The organism is Paraoerskovia marina (assembly GCF_900105445.1).
Taxonomy (GTDB): Bacteria; Actinomycetota; Actinomycetes; order Actinomycetales; family Cellulomonadaceae; genus Paraoerskovia; species Paraoerskovia marina.
In genome coordinates this window covers 335,195-353,571 of record NZ_LT629776.1, presented here as the reverse complement: position 1 = coordinate 353,571, position 18,377 = coordinate 335,195, and the positions used below count along the sequence as shown (strand labels likewise).

Sequence of the window (18,377 nt, the reverse complement as noted above, 5' to 3'; positions counted from 1 at the left end):
GCAGGATCCGTCCATGCCGAGCCTCGTGCGCCTGACCGACCTGACGCCCGACGAGGTCGTGGAGATCTTCGACCGTGCGCGTGCCCTGGGCGAGACGCCGGGACAGGAGCTGGCCGGGCGCGCCGTCGCGCTCTTCTTCCCGCCGACCAGCCTGCGGACCCGGGTGACGTTCGAGCGGGCGGTGCATCTCGGCGGTGGTCAGGCACTCCTGTTCCCTCCCGAGGCGCTGGACAAGGCCGAGGACCTGCACGACGTCGGGCGGTACCTGAGCAACTGGGTGGACGGCGTCGTCGTGCGTCACCCGCGGATCGAGGTGCTGGACCGCCTCGCGGGGGCGATCCCCGTCGTGAACGCGATGACCGACGTCAACCACCCGTGCGAGGTTCTCGCAGATCTCTACGGGATCTCGCTGCGTCGCCCGGACTGGCGCAGGCTTCGTTACGTGTTCGTCGGTGCCGACGAGAACGTCGGGCGGGCGTGGGCGGAGGCGCGGGACCTCCTGGGGCTCGATCTTGTCCAGGCGTGCCCGCCCGGCTTCGAGCTCGACGGCGTCCCGGCCGTCCATACGCTCGCGGAAGGGCTCGACGGCGCAGACGTCGTCCTGACCGACGGCACGGGGCATCTCGGCGACGTGTTCGAGCCGTTCCGGGTCTCCGCGGCGGCGCTGCGCGGATGCGCACCCGGAGTGCTCCTCAACCCCTGCCCGCCGTTCACCCGAGGCGCCGAGGTCAGCGCCGACGCGATCGAGTCACCGGCGTTCGTCGGTCACGAGTTCAAGCGCGTCCTGCTCGAGGTGCAGCGAGCGGTCCTCGCGAGGATCTGACCGGACGAGCGGGCCGGGCCGGGCCGGGCCGGGTCAGCGGCGCGTGAGGGCGACGACAGGGATCACCCGGTCGGTCTTCTCCTCGTACCCCTTGAACCCGTCGGACTGGGCGGTGAAGCGTGCCCACGCCTCGTCGCGGGCGTCGCCGTCGAGCCGTTCGGCGCGCACGGCGACCGTCCCGTCGTCGGGGGTCTCGATGACCGTCTCGGGGTGTGCGAGGAGGTTGTGGAACCACGCCGGGTGGTGGTCGGACCCCGCGGCAGAGGCCGCGATCAGCCACGTGTCGGCGTCGGTGGGGATCGCCACCAGCGGGGTGACGCGCTCGGCGCCGGACTTCGCACCGACGTGGTGGACGAGGACGAGCGACCGCCCGAACCCCGCCGTCGTGACCGTCCCGTCGTTGCTGCGGAACTCGTTGATGATCGTCTCGTTGAAGTTCATCGCGTCAGATCCCTCCGTGTCGGCGTGCGCGTGTCTTGATATTGAGAACGCCCTGCGGCCGATCCTGTTCCCGGACCCCGGCACCACGGTGGCAGTGCAAGGATGAGGGAATGTCCGACGTCGCACGCCACCGCAGTCCTCGCCGGCGCCTCTGGTGGGTGCTGGGCGGGATCGTCGTCGCGGTGATCCTGGTCGTCGTGACGCTCGCGGCGCTCGTCTGGAACGGGGTGCTGTGGCCGACGCGCACGTCGGCGTCCCACTACGACGTGCGCGGGGTCGACGTCTCGAGCTACCAGGGCGACATCGACTGGGACGTGCTGGCGGGCCAGGACCTCGACTTCGCGTTCATCAAGTCGACGGAGGGCTCCAGCCACACGGACCCCGAGTTCGAGGGGAACTGGGCCGACGCGCTCGAGACCGACCTGGTGGTCGGCGCCTACCACTTCATGAGCTTCGAGAGCCCCGGCGAGACCCAGCTCGAGAACATCATCGAGAACGTCCCTGCCGAGCCGGGGACCCTCGCGCCGGTCGTCGACCTCGAGTACTACGGCGAGTTCGTCGACACCCCGCCGTCGGTCGAGGAGCTGCGCGCGATCCTCGACCCGCTGCTCGACGGCATCGAGGAGCACTACGGTCAGCCCGCGATCCTCTACACGACGGAGTCGATCTGGGGGTCGTACCTGTCCGAGGGGTACGAGGACACGCCGCTGTGGATCCGGTCGGTGTACGAGACCCCGGACCTGCCGCTCGGCACGCCATGGACGTTCTGGCAGTACTCCGACCACGACAAGCTCGACGGGTACTCCGGCGAGGAGGAGTACATCGACATGAACGTCTTCCGCGGATCGCTCGACGAGCTCGACGAGATGACGCTCACCGGCTCCTGAGACCCGACCGTCAGGACGCGCGCGCGACCTCCCGGGCCGCGCGGATGGCGACCCAGGCCCCGTACCCGACGCCCGTGCTCAGGGCGAGCACCGAGAGCGCGAGCAGCACGACGAACCCGACCGGGTTCTCGCCGAGCGGGGCGAACGCGAGGGCGAGCACCCCGGAGATCGCGCAGCCCTGCAGGGTGGGACGGCGTGCCGCCTGGTGCGCAGCGAGCCACGCCTCGTCGGAGGCGCGCGTCGACGTCATCCGGATGCCGGCGAACTCGTTCCGCCCGATCCGTCCGTCCGCGGTCCGCACGGCGACGATCGCGGTCACGGCGGCCGCGACGACCATGACCAGCGAGAGGACGACGGTGACGGTGTACCCGGGGTTCTCCACCTCTCGACGCTATCGAACCCTCTTACTACGCTCAAAGGCATGACCGTCGAACGCATGGACAACGTGGGCATCGTCGTCGAGGACCTCGACGCCGCCGTCGAGTTCTTCACCGTGCTCGGGCTGGAGCTCGAGGGGCGTGCGGAGGTCGAGGGGGACTGGGTGGACCGCACCGTCGGTCTCGACGGCGTCCGCAGCGAGATCGCGATGATGCGGACGCCGGGCGGGCACGGTCGGCTCGAGCTGACGCGCTATGCCGCTCCGGTCGCGGCCCCGACGGAGCCCGCAGCACTGCCGCCCAACACGCTCGGGCTGCACCGGGTGATGTTCACGGTCGACGACGTCGACGCGACGCTCGACCGCTTGCGTCCCCTCGGTGGCCAGGTGCTCGGCGGCGTCGCGCAGTTCGAGTCGGCGTACCGCCTCTGCTACCTGCGCGGGCCGGCGGGCATCGTGGTGGCACTCGCGGAGGAGATCGGCTGACCCGAGCGGGCGCTCCTACTCGGACGACACCATCGACGACCGCGCCGCCGAGACGAAGTCCGACGCCGTCGCGTCCGGCAGGTAGCAGCGCACCAGCGCCAGGCCCACCAGGGGGAGCGCCGCGACGTCGGGGACGACGAGGTAGAGCGGCTCCGACCGTGGCTGGAACTTCATCTTGAACCGGTGCAGGGACGTGAACCCGTAGAGGGGTTCCAGCGTCGAGGCGAGCCGGTCGAGGACGGCGTCGATGCCCGTGGGCTCGACGTCACCGGTCCGCGCGAGCGGGCTGCCGGAGAGCGAGAGCTCCAGGGCGCCCTCGTCCCGGAACTCGTTGATGGCCGAGGCGATGAGCAGCTCCATCGTGTACCGGAACGAGTCGGGTGCGCGGCGCATCACGTCGAGGGTCCAGCCGACGACGTCGCCGCCCGGGGCATGCACCGGCAGCCAGCTGGTCACGCCGTGGACGCGCCCGTCGGCGTCGACGGCCAGCCCGACCCGGACGGCCTGGTCGAGGGCCTCGCGGATCCCGCCGAGCGTGAACGCCATCTCGGGCAGGTCGCTGTCCCCGAGCCATGCCTCGGAGATGGCCCGGACCTGCGCGACGACGTCCGGCGGCTCGTCCGCGAGGGTGGTGAGCCGGTGCTCGATGTCGTTCTTGCGCGCCTGGTTGATCGCGGTGCGCACGTCCTGCCACTTCTTGCCGCGGAACTCGAGCCCCGGCAGGTCGACGACCGCCTCCTCGGCGACCTCGACCGTCGTCCACCCCCGGGCCCGGCCGAGCGCGGCGAGCTCGGCGCTGCTGGAGAAGAAGCACGTCGTCACGCCGCCCGCGCCGGCGGCGTCCACGAAGGCGTCGACGAGGTCTGCGCGCCCGGTGGCGCCGTCGCCGACCGGGTCGGTGAGCGCGACGGCCACCCCGGCGTGGACCTGATAGGCGACGAACCCGTCGAGGTCGGCGGGGGACCAGCGCTCGGATCCTTCCCACGTCGTCATCCACGCGAGGCGCTGGCCGGCGCCGAGTCGCTGGATCTCCGTACGGGCGTCGTCGGCGGTCAGCATCTCCCCGGTGGTCGAGAGGGTGGTGCCGCGGCGGTTGCGGAACGCGTCCCGCCGCGCGACGAGCAGGACGAGGGCACCGACGTCGAGCGCAAGCATCAGGACGACCAGGACGATCTCGCTGGTGTCGACGAGGAGTGCCGCGGTCACGAGCACGGCCGCCACCAGGGTGCTGAGGATCGTCAGGACAAGTGCCGCCCGCCACCACGCGCGGCGCCCGCGCAGGAGCCCGACGGCGAGGGCGAGGTCCACGGCGATGCTGACCAGCCCCGTCGGCCAGCTGCTGCCGTCGATCTCTCCGACCGGCCCGTCGACGTGCACGGCGAACCCCGCGAGCACGGTCAGCAGGGCCGAGATCGCGAAGTAGCCTGCGGCGTGGGTGCGGGCGTGGCGGGTGCGTCCCGTGCGGGTCCGTGCACCGAGCGGCGGTCGGACGACGACGCGCCCGAGCACGAGGGCGGTCACCCACCCGACCAGATGCTCGACGTCGGCGATGCCGCCGATGAAGAGGACGGCGACGAGCACGTAGACCGCGATCAGGGCGCTGAGCCGGCCCCGCCACGGGCGGGGCAGGGTGAGCACCGCGACGGTGGCCGCACCGGTGAACCCGGCCGAGAACCCGACGTCGAGGATCTGCGCGGTCTCGTTGGCCCACGCCCACGTCGTCCGCGCGAGGAGCCCGACGAGCAGCGCCGTCCCGACGACGCCGGCGATCTGGCACACGATCGTCACCAGCGCCGCGCGGCGGGTGCCGAGCCGCAGCTCCGCGAACCCGACGAGGAGGAGGAACCCGCCCAGCACCGGGACGTACTGCCATGGCTCCAGCGCGAAGAACGACCCCGTGACCGGCGTCCACCACCGCCCGTCGGCGAACGCGGGCACGCCGAACGCGACGTCCTCGAACAACGAGGAGTCCTCGAACGGGCGCCAGAACGCACCCGTGGCGAGCCCGAGGAGGACCATCACGGCCGCGGTACCGAGGGTGAACGGCAGCCGACGGGCGAGGTCTGTCATCGTCGGGATCAGTCCCGCTCGACCCAGCGGTCGATCGCCCACACGACGGCGAGCGCCAGCCCGACGTCGATGCCGTCCGCGACGTCGAGGGTGTAGGCGTCGCGGATCGTCACCCACTTCTGGGTGATCTGGACGACGTGGCGGCCGCCGACGCTCACCGAGTAGTTCTTCTCGATGAAGGAACCCTCGAGCTTCCACGGCTCGCCGGTGGGGACCTCCATCGTCATCTTGTCCTTGATGACGGAGAACGCCTTGGCGCGCAACGACGCGACCTCGGAGCCGTCGGGGCGGTGGATCGTCATGTGCTTGGGGAACGCGAGCATGCGGCCCTTGACGGTGTAGATCGTCTGCCCGCCGGGGTCCTGCACCTCGGCCTTGGGACGGATGCCGATCTTCCCGTCGACGAAGTAGCACTGCTCCTCCGTCACCGGGTCGAGGACCGCGAAGTCGCGGCCCATGCCGAACTTGCTCTTGACGATGTAGCGGTTCCAGCCTGGCGGCGGTGGGGGCAGTGCCACGGTGTCCTCCGAGGGGTGAGCGTGATCGCACGCTAGCGCGGCACGGTCGACCCGGCGATCTGAATCCCGGAGGGTGGCTGGGCGGCGACGCAGGCTCGACGGACGGTGCGACGTGTGTCGGTCGAGCTTGTCGTGTTGGTCGAGCTTGTCGAGACCCGGTCACCTCGTCTCGACAGGCTCGACGGACGGTGCGACGTGTGTCGGTCGAGCTTGTCGTGTTGGTCGAGCTTGTCGAGACCTGGTTACCTCGTCTCGACAGGCTCGACGGACGATGCGGCAGGCTCGACGGGCGACGTCGCAGGCTCAGCCCCGACGAGGTTCCGGAGCCACCGCCGTGACCGGATCCGGCGGGCCGCGATGGTGATCCGCACGGCCTCCTCGACGAGCATCAGCGCGTAGAGGTAGACCGGGTCGACGCCGAACCCGATCCGGAGGAGCAGCGCGAGCGGGATCAGCAGCACCCACTGCACGAAGACGTCGAGCAGCAGGCAGAACCGCGCCTCGCCGCCGGCGCGCAGCACGCCCATCACCATCACCATGCCGACGGACTTGAGGACGAACCCGATGCTCATCAGTACGTAGAGCGTGGTGGTCAGGTCGACGGCGTCCGGGCTCAGGGTGGGGAAGAGCGCCATCACGGGGCTGCGCAGGGCGAGCGCGACGAGACACGTCAGCACGCCGACGGCGAGCCCGACGGCGATCAGCGCACGGGCCTGCCGGTACGCCTCCTCCATCCGGGACCCGCCGAGGGTGCCGCCGACGAGCACCGCGACGGCGTTGGCGAGCCCGATCGCGAAGGCGAGCGCGAACGAGTCGACAGGGGAGAGGACCGCCATCGCGGTGGCTGCGTCGACGCCGACCCCGCTGACGAGCGCGTAGAAGACGAACACCCCGAGCGCCCAGAGCGTGGAGTTTAGCGCGGCAGGCAGGGACAGCCGCAGGAGCAGGACGACGTCGGTGCGGGCGATCCGGCGCAGCACCTCGCGCGGAAAGCGGGCGAGCAGGTGCCCGGCGACGCGCAGGTGCAGGGCGAGCAGGGCGGTCTCGACGACGGCGCTGATCAGCGTGCCGTACGCGGCGCCGGCGACGCCGAGGGCAGGGGCACCGAAGAGGCCGAAGATCAGGACGGCGTTGGCGGCGACGTTCAGCGCCACCCCGATCAGCGCGTAGACCATGCTGATCGACGGCTGGTGCATCACGCGAAGCCCGACCGCGACCGCGGAGGTGTAGGCGAACAGCAGGTACGTGAAGCTCGTGATCCGGAGGAACTCCGCACCACGCTCGACCACGTCCGGCGCGGCGGTCCCGGTCGACATCACGGCCTCGGGGAAGAAGAAGAACGCGACGAAGGCGACGGTGGCGAACACCGCGGTCGCCGCCCATGCCAGCCAGACCGTCTGCTGCAGCCGCGGGCCGCGCGACGACGACGCGGTGCCCCACACCTGAGCGCCGATCTGTGCGGCCCCGGTGGAGAGCCCGATCAGGAAGATGGTGACGACGAAGCTGGCCTTGGTCGCGATACCCACCGCCGCGACGTCGAGCGGGTCCTGCGAGCCCAGCATCACGGCGTCGACAATGCTCTTGGAGCTGAAGACCAGGTTCTGCAGCGTGATGGGGACCGCGATCCGCATCAGCTGGCGGGCGAACTCGCCGCGGATCGGGGCGAGCGCCCGGGCGGGGGCCGACGGCCGCGGGGGAGCGGCGTGCCGGACCCCCGGCGGCACCCTCACAGCTGCTTGACGACGCGCGCCGGGTTGCCGAGGGCGACGCACCCGGCGGGGACGTCCTCGTAGACGACAGACTGGGCGCCGACGACGGCGTCCTCCCCCACGGTGACGCCCTTGAGGATCATCGCCCCGGCCCCGATCCAGGCGCGGTCGCCGATCGTGACGGGGGACGACGTCGTGCGCTCGGCCTCGCCCGCCTGGCCACGGCCCCGGAGCGGGTGCCCGGAGGAGTCCATGATCGTGACGTTCGGGCCGAACATGACGTCGTCACCGATCTCGACGCGCTCGTACGCGACGACGGCCACGCCCTGGAGGACCACCCGGTCACCGATCCGGATCTGCCCCGCGGGACGCTCGTTGACGCGGATCGAGGAGAGCCGGACCGGCCCGCCGTGGAAGGCGGGGTTCAGGCCGGACTCGACATAGCAGCCCTCGCCGATGCGGATCGACCCCTCGAACTCGGCGGGGTCTGCCTCGATGCGGCCGTGCTCGGCGTCCGAGACCTGGGTGTACGCCACCCGTGGGGTGTCGACGAAGACCGTTCCCTCGCCCACCCGCACGCCGTGCTCGGCAAGGGTGCCCGCGACGTCGGACCCCGTCAGCGGCTGATCCGCGCGGCACGGGTAGACGTTGCTGAAGAGCGCCGGCATCAGACGGCCTCGTCGAACGACGGCGCGGGCGCGTGGGCCGGGCGGCTCGCCCTGGCGGCGTGCTCCCTGGAGATCTTGATGACCTTGTTCAGCGAGTACTTCTCGTTCTGCAGGTCCCGGCCGTAGAAGCTCGTCGTCCACAGGTTGTACTTGCTGTGGATGCGGTCGGCGGCGCTCGCGGACGACTCCTTGAGGTCCGAGACCTCCTTAACGTGCGGCCAGTGGAACGACCGCGCCGCACGGTCCATGAGGAACAGGTTGTTGCGCTGGAACAGGCGGACGCCGAGGTCGACGTCCTCGCCGCCCCAGCTGGTGAACGACTCGTCGAAGAGGCCGGCCTTGAGGAGCTCGTCGCGCTCGGCGGAGACGTGGCAGGTCCAGAAGATGTCGAACGGCGCCGGCCAGCTCGTGATGTTCTCGCCGAGGTCGGCGTACTGCGACTCGCGGATGTCCAGGGCGTCGGCGGCGTGCAGGTACTCGATGGTCGCGTCGGTGTCCTCGTGGTCGACGCTCGTCATCAGCCCCTCGATCGTGGCGTCGTCGACCTCGAAGCCGTAGACGTACCCGATCATCACCGTCGGGTACGCCGACGCCTCGTGCGTCTCGAGGTGGGTCTGCAGGGTGGTGGACCCCAGCAGGACGCCGGTGTCGATGTAGACGACGTAGTCGCCGGACGCGATGGCGGTCCCGATGTTGCGTGCCTTGCCGGCACGGAAGCCCTCGTCCTCCTGCCAGAAGTACTTCACGTTCAGGGAGTCGGCGAACGAGCGGACCACGGCCTCGCTGTCGTCGCTGCCCCCGTCGTCCACGACGACGACCTCGAAGAGGGCGGGGTCGAGGGTCTGGTGGTGCAGCGCGACGAGCGTGTTGCGCAACAGCTCCGAGCGGTTGTAGGTCGGGATGACGACGCTGATCTTGACGCTGCTCATGAGGACTCCAGTCGTTCCGTGAGTGGCTCAGTGAGGGCCGGGGGAGTCTCGTTCTGCAGGGTCGCCGAGGACCGGAATCCAGAGTCGGGATCCCGGTCGTCGAACACGCGGTGTCGACTCGACCAGCCCGTCTCTGGGTGGGGCACTACCGAGAGTAACCACCCTTTACTAACTCGCGACAAACAGTCTGTTATCTGGACATGTCGGGGAAGTAACACCTGCCAGGATCCGCAGGATTGCGCGGGAGTGAAACTGGAAGGAGTCCTAACTGGCCTGCGTGTGTGTCACAGTGTCCACGGCCGTGGCCGGCGCGGGCGTCGAGGACTCCGTCTCAGAGTCTGGCGTGGTCGTCGACGCGTCGCCGTCGGGCTCCGTCGAGCCGTCCGGCTCGGTCGGGTCCGTGGTTCCCGAGTCCGTGCCCGTCTCTCCGTCGGTGGTCCCGTCGGTGGAACCGTCCGTTCCGCCGTCGGTCGTACCGTCCGTGGTTCCGTCCGTGTCCGGGTCCACCTCGGGCTCCGACGTGTCCGGGTCGGTCTCCTCCGTCCCGGCGTCCGACTCGTCCTCGGTCGTCGCGGAGCCGCCCGTGTCGTCGGCCGTGCCGCCGTCGTCCGTCGTGGTGCCGCCGCCGGTGCCCGACCCCGAGGTACCACGGTCGTCGGTCGTCGGGTCGTCCGTCGACCCGCTCGAGCCGGAGAAGACCTGGGAGATGCTCGACCCCGAGCCGTCCTCGTCGTTCAGAGCGTCGCTGATCGGCTTGCCGAGGAACAGCTCGATCGCCGTGATGCCCGCCAGGACGACGGCGAACAGGGCGAGGCTCGCGACGACGAGGCGCTTGCGGCTCCAGCGGCGTGGCGTCAGCGTGTCCGCGACGTGCTCGGCGGTCTCGTCGGTCGAGCTTGGTTCGTCGGTCGAGCTTGTCGAGACCCGGGTCGAGCCGCCTCCGTCGGTCGAGCTTGTCGAGACCACGGAACTGGTCTCGACAAGCTCGACCGACGTGGTCCCGTCCGGCTCGACCGGCGTGGTCTCGACCGGCGTGGTCCCACCCTTCCGCGCCGTGGGCCGGAGGGCCAGACGCTGGGCGCGCAAGATCGACCGCGTGTAGACGACGTTGCCGACGACGGTGACCACGCTCGCGACGGCAGCGCCGATGATCGTCCCGGCCACCCCGAAGTACGACAGCGCGATGGTCGACGTCACGGCGGCTAGCGCACTTGCGAGGATCTGGACGAACGAGATGCGGGGCGGTTCTGGCTGCTCCGGGGCAGGCTCGGGAGCGCGCACGGGGGTGCGCGCCGCGGGGTCCTGGAGTGTGGTCACGGGCCGACCATAGGCAACGCTTCCCAGGATCCACTGAGGAATCGGTGCGCACCCTGCGGTGGGCCTGTGAAGGTGTGATGATCGAACGACAAGCACGCACCCAAGGGTGCAGAGAGCGGGTATTCATGCTGGTCGCAGCGTTGATTCTGGCGGCCCTTGCCGCCCTGGTGCACGTGTACATCTTCGTGCTGGAGACGTTCCGGTGGGAGGACGAGCGGACGCGCGCGACGTTCGGGACGACCGCCGAGGAGGCGGCCACGACGAGGTCGCTCGCGTACAACCAGGGCTTCTACAACCTCTTCCTCGCGATCGCCACGTTCGTCGGTGTCGCGGTCACGCCGGCGAGTCACGAGGTCGGCTTCACGCTGATCGTCGTCGGGACAGGGTCGATGCTCGCGGCGGCGACGGTGCTCCTCCTCAGCGACCGGAGCAAGATCCGGCCCGCGATCATCCAGGGGATGTTCCCCCTGACGAGCCTGCTCTGCCTCGCGATCTACGCGCTTCCCGCGTAGTCGCCGCTGCTACCGCCAGCCCGCGACGTCGACCCCGCCCGGCACGTCCCCGTCCGCGGCGTAGGGCGTGCGCGTGAAGCGGAACGTCTGCAGGTCGAGGTGCGCCACCGTTCCGTCCTCGCGCCGGATCACCTGGAGCGGTTCGCCCTGGTGGTAGCCGTCGAGGCCCACCCAGCGGTCGTCACCGTCGGGCGCGAACCGGGAGCCTCGTCCGGTCCCGGGTTCTCCGAGGAGGAGGTGACCGTCGCGGGCGGACGCGGTGGTCGTCGTCGGGCCCCAGTGCCAGGAGCCGAGGAGCTCGAGCAGACCGGGATCCCCGGCGGCTGACCACGGGGCCACCGGTGCGGGCTCGTGCTCGGCGAGCGCCGTCAGCAGGTCCGTGGGCAGGTTCCGCATGGCGGGGGACGACGTCGTGTTCGTCAGGACGACGGCGCCGTCGCCCGGCGCGGCGGTGCGGCCGGGCCCTGCGTCGAGACGGACGCGCATCCCGGCGAGGAATCCCGGCATCGAGCCACCGTGCCCGGCGAGGCGCGCGCCGTCGACGTTCCACTGCTGGAAGCCGAGCCCCATCGCCATCGTCCAGGGCGCACCGGCGTCGTCGGCGACGTGGTGCGGCTCGCACATCTCCGCGAGCGTCGCCGTGTCGACCACTCCGTGGGTGTCTCCGCCGAGGAAGGCGGTCCAGCGGGCGAGGTCGCGGGCCGTCGACCAGAGCTGCCCGGCCGGTGCCATCGCCCCGCCGTCGTGCTCGGGCTCGGGGAGCAGGACGTCGGCGAACGGATGAACCGCCCATCCCGGCGCCGAACGGCCGGTGGGCCGCGTCGTCGTGCGCGCCATCGCGAGCGGCTCGAGGATCTCGGTCCGCACGACGTCGTCCCACGGGCGGCCGTGCAGCACCTCGACGAGTCGGCCGAGCGCGGCGAACCCGGTGTTCGAGTAGTGGAACCGCCGTCCGCCCCGGAACCGCTGGGCGGCGCCGTCGTCCCCGGAGGCGAGCGCCGTCCAGTCGCCGCCGGGAGTGCGCTCCCACCACGGCCCGTTCGACTCGGCCTGGACGCCGGCCGCGTGGGTGAGGAGCTGTTCGACCGTCGCCGCGCCGAGTCGGCTTCCGGGCACGTGGTCCTCGAAACGGTCGGCGAGGTCCAGGCGGCCGGCGTCCCGCAGCTGCATCACGGCGACGGCGACGAAGGGCTTGGTGAGCGAGCCCATCCGGTACTGCACGTCGTCGTCCGACGGCGGTCCGTCGGCACGGCCGTCCAGCGTCCCCGCCGCACCGGTCCAGATGGTCTCGCCCCCGCGCACGACGGCGGCCGTCACCGACGGCAGGCGGCCGTCCCGCTGGGCGAGGGCGAGGAGCCGGTCGAGGTGGGCGGCGGTCGTGTCGCCCACGCGGGGCGTGTTGTCCACAGGCACGGCTCCAGGGTAGGGGTGCGGGAGTCTGACCGTGTCTTCGCTCCGACCGGTGCAGCGGGTGTCGCGCGTGTCCTGGTGGAGATGGTCACTGACCGGGATCGGCAAAGAGGTCGAGCAGCTCTCCGATCTCGTGGCCGGACGTGAGACTGTGTCGGAAGTGCCGGCGCGGGTGTACGACGTAGTGGGTGCGACGCCCGACGCGCGTCCTTCCGAGATATCCGGCCTCCTCGAGATCGCCGAGGATCGTGAGCGTCGCCCGGGCCGTGATCCCGACCTCGTCGGCGATGTCGCTGACCCGCTTGTCGGGGTCTTGTGCCACGGCAAGGAGGACATGGCCATGATTCGTGAGGAACGTCCACGAGGGGCGCACCGGAGCCTCCGACGGGCTCGCGAGGTCGTCGCTCGAACGCCCGTCGGAGGTCTGCGATGTGGGAATGATCTGCTTCCTTTCGTGATGGCACGAGGTCGCGTCGCTCTGGACCGGCGTGCCGAACCTGACGGCCTGCGCACTGGAGGCCGATGAGGCTCGACCCTCCGCGTCGTGGGTGAGGTTCTATCGGCTCGGGGGGTCGGACGGTGTCGAGAGGCCGCGAGATCCGAAGAGCGGCTCGAGAGCGGCGTTCTCTTCGTCGGTGGCAACTCGGAACGGCGGGGCCGACGGGGTGGGCAGGGCTTGCCGGCCCTGTCCTCGCGTGGCCCGGAGGCTCGCCACGATCGAAACGGCGATGATCGTGGCGACGACGGCCAGAGAGATGCTCGTCGGGATGTAGAGGACGTCGATCTTCAGCAGCATCTTGATCCCGACCCAGATCAGCACCAGGGCCAACCCGATCTTGAGGTAGATGAAGCGGTGAATGAGATCGGCGAGCAGGAAGTACATCGCTCGCAGACCAAGGATCGCGAAGGCGTTCGCCGTGAAGACGAGGAACACCTCGTCCGTCACGGCGAAGATCGCCGGGATGGAGTCGACGGCGAACACCACGTCGGTGACCTCGACAAGGACCAGCACCGCGAGCAGAGGCGTGGCCAGCAGCACTCCGCGGCGCCGGACGATCAACTTCTGACCGTGGTAGACCTCGGTCATCGGCACGAATCGGCGAAACGCACGCAGGACCGGGGAGTTCTCAGGGTCGAGGTGCTCGTTTCGCTGTCGAATCATCCGATAGCCCGTGTAAAGCAGGAAGGCGGCGAAGACGTAGAGGATCCAGGAGAAGTTCTGGATCAGCACCGCCCCGGCCGCGATGAAGACTCCGCGGAAGACCAAGGCTCCGAGAACTCCGAGGAAGAGCACGCGGTGCTGGAACTCTCGAGGGACGGCGAAGTAGCTGAAGATGATCGCCCAGACGAAGACGTTGTCGACCGCCAGCGACTTCTCGATCAGGTAGCCCGCGAAGTACTGCTGGCCGAACTCGGCTCCCCACACCAACCAGACGAGTACGCCGAACGCGATACCGAGTGCCACCCACACGCCTGACCACGCGGCGGCCTCCCGCACTCCGATCACGTGGGCACGACGGTGGGCGAACAGGTCGAAGGCCAGCATCACGACGATGAAGGCGAGAACCGCGGACCAGATCCAGAACGGGACATCCATGACAACCAGCACCTTCCGATCGCTTCGATCGGAGGTCTCTCCCAGCCCGGTTCGGGCCCGAGCCGCCGGACCCGGTTCGGGTCGTGCTGGCGACGGTTCGTGTGCGGGATACTCCCCTCCTGTACGAGAACAGTGAAGCACACTTCATGTGTTTTCACCAGGGAGGTAGCAGTCGCTCGTGCGGGTCCTGCCGACGGCGCACGCCCGGCTGGTGGCCGGCATCGGGCCGGCGGGCTCGCCGCCCCGTCAGGCGAGGACCACCGGTGCCGGCAGGCCCGAGAATCGGTTGGCTCCGCGCGACGCCGCGGGTATAGCCTCGGAATCGTGGCCGCTGGACGGCCCGGAGACGGCGATCACGACGAGGAGCAGGCGGATGGGCAGCACCGCAGGACGCGAGGTGGCCGCAGCGGCCTGCTTCGCTCCGGCCCTGGCCCGTGCCGCGCTCTCCTGATCACCCGCACCACCTCACCGCCGTGGCGGTCGTGCGCGCAGGGGCGCGGCGTCGGGCAGCACGCCCGGACAGCACCCGCGACGCAGCAGAAGTGAGAACGCCATGAACCCCCTGACCGAGAAGCAGATCCGCGCCAGCATCGTCAACGCCTCCCGCGGCGAGGCGAACCGTGCCACCGTCCCCGAGCTCGACGAGGTCCGCTGGGCCGACCTCGACTACTTCGGCTGGCACGACCGCAAGGCCCCGCTCGACTCCTACGTCGTGCTCGAGATCGACGGGCGACCCGTGGGCATCCGCCTGCGTGCCGCCGACGCCGGGCGGACCGGCCGCAAGGCCCTGTGCGCCTGGTGCGAGGACATCGTCGTCACGGACGACGTCAGCCTCTACGTGGCTCGCCGCGGCGGTGCGTCGGGCCGCCGAGGGAACACCGTCGGGACCTTGATCTGCACCCAGTTCGTCTGCTCGGCCAACGTCCGTCGGAACCCGACGTACGCCGAGGCCGGGAACGACGAGTCGATGCGCGAGCACCTCGTCGAGTCGCGGATCGCCGGGCTGCGCGAACGCTCGACCCGGTTCGTCCAGGAGATCCTGAGCACCCGATGACTCGGGACGCGGTCGGGTCGGGTCGGGCGAGCGGATTTCCGGCCTGGCCGCGGGCCGAGCGGTTGGCGACGGCGCGGTATTTGCTCGAGCCCCTCACCGTCGAGCACGCCGACGAGATGGTGGCGGTTCTCGCCTCCCCGGACCTCTACACCTTCACCGGCGGCGAGCCGCCAGGCCGGGGGGTGCTCCGTGAGAGGTACACCCGGCAGGTGGTGGGCTGCTCGCCCGCGGGCGACGCCGGGTGGCTGAACTGGTTGGTACGCGCCCGCGGGTCGGCGGTCGGGTACGTGCAGGCCACCCTCACGCGCCCCGACGGCCCCGACGGCCCCGACGGCACCGACGGCGCCGCCCCTGTCACGACCGCCGAGCTCGCCTGGCTCGTCTCTCCGGACGCCCAGGGTGGCGGGGTGGCGACGGAGGCGGCGTCCGCGGTGGTCGACTGGCTGGCAGGGCGTGGTGTCGAGCAGGTGTGTGCCGCCGTCCACCCCGACCATCACGCCTCCGCCGGGGTCGCCCGGCGCCTGGGGCTGGTCGCCACCGGCGTGATGGTCGAGGGTGAGCAGCTCTGGCGCGGGAACCTCGCAGACCTGACCGGACGTCACGCCTAGAACGTCTGCGACGTCGCGACGAGCACGAGCTCCGAGGTGTGCGATCCCTTGACGCCGACGGTCTCGGGCCGCGGCTCGAACCCGGGGAGAGACTCCAGGCCCTCGCCGCCGCCGAGCAGGCGGACGTCGAACGCCTCGCCAGCGGGGACGGTGACGACCAGCTCGAAGCCCTCGTCACCCGGTGCTGCGTACGAGATGTCCAGGTGGCCGTCGGCGACCGCGACCTCGCGCCCCTCGATCGTCGCGGCGGTGACGTTCTCCGCGACGGCCTCGACGTAGCGCACCGTCCGCTCGGGGAACACCGTGAGGGTGAGGGTGCGCTCGTCGCCGGAGGTCTCGTCGGCGACGATCTCGGCCGTCGGCGCGGGCAGGTCGGCGGCCTCGGCCGGCCCGGTCCACACCTCGCCGTGCACTGCGGGGAAGTCCTCGGAGATCTCGGTCTGCTCGTCGACGAACTGCGACGTCCAGGGGCTGGGCGAGCCCTCGCCCGAGACCCACATCGCCTCGCCGGTGTCGGCATCCATCGCGTACATGAGCTGGGTCGGTTCCGGCTTCTCGGCCGTGAACCCGTCGAGGGCGAACCCGGCGCCGAGCGCGACGACGGCCACGGTTCCGCACGCACCGACGAGGACGCCCCCGGCACGACGGGCGAGGGGGAGTGCGTCCGCGAGCACCGGGACCAGGGCGAGCCCGAGCAGTGCGGCGAAGAGTGCGGGCGCGGCGCCGGTGGCGAGGCCGAGCGCCGGGAAGAACAGCACCACGACGGGCACGAGGACGACGATCGCGACGGCGGCCCCCACCGCGACGGCGGCCGTGCGGCCCCGGGAGTCGGTCAGCAGCAGCGCGACGACTCCGGCGACGGCCCCGGCGAGCGCCGGGAGGGCGGCGAGGTACGAGCCGCCCGGGGTGAACGCGGCGAGGACGACGCCGAGCACGGCCAGCCAGCCGAGGGCCCCGAACGTCAGCGCGGGAGCGCCGAGGCGCCGGCGCAGCAGGACGAACCAGCCGGTGACGATCACCGCGACGAGCCCGAGCAGCGCGATCCGGAATCCCCACGGGTGCCAGGGGTCGAGCATCTCGCCGTACCCGGGACGGATCGCGACCAGCAGCATCCAGAACAGCTGGGCGCCGACGGCGGTCAGCACGATCGGCAGCAGCGCGGCGCCGAACCCGAGCGCCAGGCGACCCGGGCCGGTCTCGGTGCGCCGCGCCGTCGTGAAGCCGAGGGCGCCGACGGCGACGAGGGCCAGGACGGCCAGGGGCCAGACGAGCCAGCCGGGGTACTGGGCGAGGACGCCGCCCGGCAGGGGGAAGTACGTCGAGTCGTGGGCCGACGGCGTGGCGAGGGCGGCGGCGTCGGCGTCACCGAGGGCCCGCGCGAGGGCGAGCGTGTTGGAGCCGTGGTGCTGCAGGCTCGCGAGGTTCATCGTCTCCGGCTGGTCCTGCGGCGCGTGGTAGGCCGCGGAGCCGTCGATGTACGCGGCGTTGAGGCCCGTGAAGCCGCCGGCGTCGAGGAACGGAGAGAAGTCGGTGTCGTTCGGCAGGATCCGGTAGACCTCGACGGCGAGCGAGCTGCCGACCGGGTACGGAACGGTGGCGTACTGGGCGACGAGGTCGGCGTTGCCGGGCGAGGTCTCGAACATCACGGCCGGGCCGGACGACCCGCGGGCCTCGAAGTTCAGGACGATGCCGCCGTCGGCGGCGCGCGGGTCGCTGTCGGCGAACGCCTCGGCGCCGCACAGGCACGACTCCTCGGCGTCGGTGAAGACCAGCACGAGGTCGTTTCGGGGAGCGTCCGCGGCGAGAATGGCGCGGGCGGACTCGAGCAGGGTGGAGACCCCGGCGCCGTCGTCGTTCGCGCCGTGCGAGACCTCGGCCGAGTCGTAGTGCGCCATCAGGAAGATCGGGCCGGTGGAGTCCGTCCCCTCGACGGTGGCGACGACGTTCTGCACGCCCGCCGCCTGCGCGCGCCCGCCGAGCCGCCCCGTGAGGCCTGTCGCCTCGGTGACCTCGGGGTCGAGGCCCATCGCGTCGAGCTCGTCGACGATGTACTCGCGGACGCGGTCCGCCGCCGGGGTGCCGTGGGGGTGGACCTCGGCGCCGATCACCTCGACGTGCTCGAACGCCCGCTCGGCGCTGAACTCGTCGGCCGGGGCGTCGGCCGCGACCGGCGTCGGCGGTAGCACCGCCAGCACGCTGAGGACGGCGAGCACGAGCAGGACAAGGAGGCTGGCGAGCGTCGTCGCTCGCGACCGGTGCTGGATCACCGGCGAAATAGTACAGGCGTTGGGTTAGAGGTAGGGGACGCGCCCGGCGGCAGGCGTCGTGCTACGCAGCGGACGTCGCCCGGGTCGCCGTGCCACGGGAGCGCTCGACGACGGCGCGCTCGGGCAGCATCGTGTCCTCCTCGACCGCGGCCTCGGCCTCGACCCAGACGCGCGGGCCGGTCCGGACACGGTGGCCGATCGTGGCGTGCGCGCCGACGGCGGCGTCCTCGCCGAGGTGGACGAACTCGCCGACCTTGGCGCCGGCACCCACGACGACGCCGTGGTCGACCCAGGAGCCTCGGCCGACGGTCGAGCCCGGGCAGAGAACGGCGCCGGCCTCGACGTAGGCGCCGTCGGCGACGACCGCCGTCTCGTGGACGCGGGCCTGGGGGGAGACCAGGCCGCCGCCGGGCTGGTGCCGGACGTAGAAGATGGTCTCGCCTCGGTCGTTCTCCACCTCGATGCGGCGGGGCTTGCGTGGCATGACGGGCCTCCTCGGGTCAGATCGGGGCACACCGGTGCCTCGGGTTCGCTGTCTGACGTAACGACACACGGTTGTGAAACATTCCGCAATGAGGTCGTTCACACCGCACGCCCCAGAGAGCTCGCCGCGGAGTATGTTTTCGCCCCGTTCGCGGTAGATGTGACACCGATTGCGAGGGTCCGGTGGTCGGGTGACGGTATCGACGAGCCGCGAAGGGCGCG

Annotated in this window: 19 protein-coding genes; 6 read left to right on the top strand and 13 right to left on the bottom strand. The window is 71.1% G+C overall.

Annotation, left to right across the window (positions count from 1 at the left end):
• Positions 1 to 13: 13 nt before the first annotated feature.
• Positions 14 to 823, top strand: a complete 810-nt coding sequence (locus BLU20_RS01720; RefSeq protein ID WP_083371354.1) for an ornithine carbamoyltransferase — start codon at positions 14 to 16, stop codon at positions 821 to 823.
• A gap of 33 nt (positions 824 to 856) precedes the next feature.
• Here the strand turns inward: BLU20_RS01720 and BLU20_RS01715 are convergent, their stop codons facing one another.
• Positions 857 to 1,264, bottom strand: a complete 408-nt coding sequence (locus BLU20_RS01715) for a nitroreductase family deazaflavin-dependent oxidoreductase (protein ID WP_083371353.1) — start codon at positions 1,262 to 1,264, stop codon at positions 857 to 859.
• 110 nt (positions 1,265 to 1,374) lie between these two features.
• Between BLU20_RS01715 and BLU20_RS01710 the strand changes: the two genes are divergently transcribed.
• Positions 1,375 to 2,151: a glycoside hydrolase family 25 protein gene (locus BLU20_RS01710; RefSeq protein WP_083371352.1), complete on the top strand. Its 777-nt coding sequence runs from the start codon at positions 1,375 to 1,377 to the stop codon at positions 2,149 to 2,151.
• Positions 2,152 to 2,161: 10 nt separating this feature from the next.
• Here the strand turns inward: BLU20_RS01710 and BLU20_RS01705 are convergent, their stop codons facing one another.
• Positions 2,162 to 2,533 (bottom strand): SdpI family protein, encoded by a 372-nt coding sequence (locus tag BLU20_RS01705; protein WP_083371351.1) that lies wholly within the window; start codon positions 2,531 to 2,533, stop codon positions 2,162 to 2,164.
• Between the two features lie 39 nt (positions 2,534 to 2,572).
• Here BLU20_RS01705 and BLU20_RS01700 point away from each other — a divergent pair, with 39 nt between their 5' ends.
• Complete coding sequence (locus BLU20_RS01700) at positions 2,573 to 3,013, top strand: VOC family protein (protein WP_172828976.1); 441 nt, start codon at positions 2,573 to 2,575, stop codon at positions 3,011 to 3,013.
• A 15-nt stretch (positions 3,014 to 3,028) separates the two neighbouring features.
• Here BLU20_RS01700 and BLU20_RS01695 read toward each other — a convergent pair whose 3' ends face one another.
• From BLU20_RS01695 to BLU20_RS01670, 6 genes are all read right to left on the bottom strand, one after another.
• A complete protein-coding gene (locus BLU20_RS01695; protein ID WP_157270236.1) occupies positions 3,029 to 5,083 on the bottom strand; it encodes a bifunctional lysylphosphatidylglycerol flippase/synthetase MprF in 2,055 nt (684 codons plus the stop codon).
• 8 nt (positions 5,084 to 5,091) lie between these two features.
• Positions 5,092 to 5,601 carry an LURP-one-related/scramblase family protein gene (locus tag BLU20_RS01690; RefSeq protein ID WP_083371349.1) on the bottom strand — a complete coding sequence of 170 codons (510 nt, stop codon included), beginning with the start codon at positions 5,599 to 5,601 and terminating at the stop codon, positions 5,092 to 5,094.
• Between the two features lie 242 nt (positions 5,602 to 5,843).
• Complete coding sequence (locus tag BLU20_RS01685) at positions 5,844 to 7,331, bottom strand: MATE family efflux transporter (protein WP_157270234.1); 1,488 nt, start codon at positions 7,329 to 7,331, stop codon at positions 5,844 to 5,846.
• Positions 7,328 to 7,978, bottom strand: coding sequence for an acyltransferase (locus BLU20_RS14260; RefSeq protein ID WP_083371347.1), 651 nt, complete (start codon positions 7,976 to 7,978; stop codon positions 7,328 to 7,330). Before BLU20_RS14260 ends, BLU20_RS01685 begins: the two co-directional genes overlap by 4 nt.
• Positions 7,978 to 8,907 carry a glycosyltransferase gene (locus BLU20_RS01675; protein ID WP_083371346.1) on the bottom strand — a complete coding sequence of 310 codons (930 nt, stop codon included), beginning with the start codon at positions 8,905 to 8,907 and terminating at the stop codon, positions 7,978 to 7,980. Before BLU20_RS01675 ends, BLU20_RS14260 begins: the two co-directional genes overlap by 1 nt.
• A gap of 264 nt (positions 8,908 to 9,171) precedes the next feature.
• The gene (locus BLU20_RS01670) at positions 9,172 to 10,224 is read right to left on the bottom strand and encodes a hypothetical protein (protein ID WP_083371345.1); all 1,053 of its coding nucleotides are present in this window, start codon (positions 10,222 to 10,224) and stop codon (positions 9,172 to 9,174) included.
• Positions 10,225 to 10,349: 125 nt separating this feature from the next.
• Here BLU20_RS01670 and BLU20_RS01665 point away from each other — a divergent pair, with 125 nt between their 5' ends.
• The gene (locus tag BLU20_RS01665) at positions 10,350 to 10,736 is read left to right on the top strand and encodes a DUF1304 domain-containing protein (protein WP_083371344.1); all 387 of its coding nucleotides are present in this window, start codon (positions 10,350 to 10,352) and stop codon (positions 10,734 to 10,736) included.
• Positions 10,737 to 10,745: 9 nt separating this feature from the next.
• Here BLU20_RS01665 and BLU20_RS01660 read toward each other — a convergent pair whose 3' ends face one another.
• The 3 genes from BLU20_RS01660 to BLU20_RS01650 all read right to left on the bottom strand — a co-directional run bounded on the left by BLU20_RS01660 (position 10,746) and on the right by BLU20_RS01650 (position 13,743).
• The gene (locus BLU20_RS01660) at positions 10,746 to 12,149 is read right to left on the bottom strand and encodes a serine hydrolase domain-containing protein (RefSeq protein WP_231959257.1); all 1,404 of its coding nucleotides are present in this window, start codon (positions 12,147 to 12,149) and stop codon (positions 10,746 to 10,748) included.
• Between the two features lie 85 nt (positions 12,150 to 12,234).
• Positions 12,235 to 12,519 carry a winged helix-turn-helix domain-containing protein gene (locus BLU20_RS01655; RefSeq protein ID WP_083371342.1) on the bottom strand — a complete coding sequence of 95 codons (285 nt, stop codon included), beginning with the start codon at positions 12,517 to 12,519 and terminating at the stop codon, positions 12,235 to 12,237.
• A 183-nt stretch (positions 12,520 to 12,702) separates the two neighbouring features.
• Entirely contained in the window at positions 12,703 to 13,743 is a 1,041-nt protein-coding gene (locus tag BLU20_RS01650; protein ID WP_083371341.1) for a TerC family protein, read from the bottom strand.
• A 553-nt stretch (positions 13,744 to 14,296) separates the two neighbouring features.
• Between BLU20_RS01650 and BLU20_RS01645 the strand changes: the two genes are divergently transcribed.
• Both BLU20_RS01645 and BLU20_RS01640 read left to right on the top strand, forming a co-directional pair.
• Positions 14,297 to 14,797 (top strand): FBP domain-containing protein, encoded by a 501-nt coding sequence (locus tag BLU20_RS01645; RefSeq protein ID WP_083371340.1) that lies wholly within the window; start codon positions 14,297 to 14,299, stop codon positions 14,795 to 14,797.
• Positions 14,794 to 15,405, top strand: coding sequence for a GNAT family N-acetyltransferase (locus BLU20_RS01640; RefSeq protein WP_083371339.1), 612 nt, complete (start codon positions 14,794 to 14,796; stop codon positions 15,403 to 15,405). The genes BLU20_RS01645 and BLU20_RS01640 overlap by 4 nt, the downstream gene beginning before the upstream one ends.
• On the opposite strand, the gene BLU20_RS01635 is transcribed toward BLU20_RS01640, so the two are convergent.
• Together BLU20_RS01635 and BLU20_RS01630 are read right to left on the bottom strand one after the other, a co-directional pair.
• Positions 15,402 to 17,672, bottom strand: a complete 2,271-nt coding sequence (locus BLU20_RS01635) for a M28 family peptidase (protein WP_197675404.1) — start codon at positions 17,670 to 17,672, stop codon at positions 15,402 to 15,404. The two genes, BLU20_RS01640 and BLU20_RS01635, sit on opposite strands and share 4 nt — an antisense overlap.
• 61 nt (positions 17,673 to 17,733) lie before the next feature.
• Positions 17,734 to 18,156, bottom strand: coding sequence for a hypothetical protein (locus BLU20_RS01630; RefSeq protein ID WP_029251617.1), 423 nt, complete (start codon positions 18,154 to 18,156; stop codon positions 17,734 to 17,736).
• Positions 18,157 to 18,377: the final 221 nt, after the last annotated feature.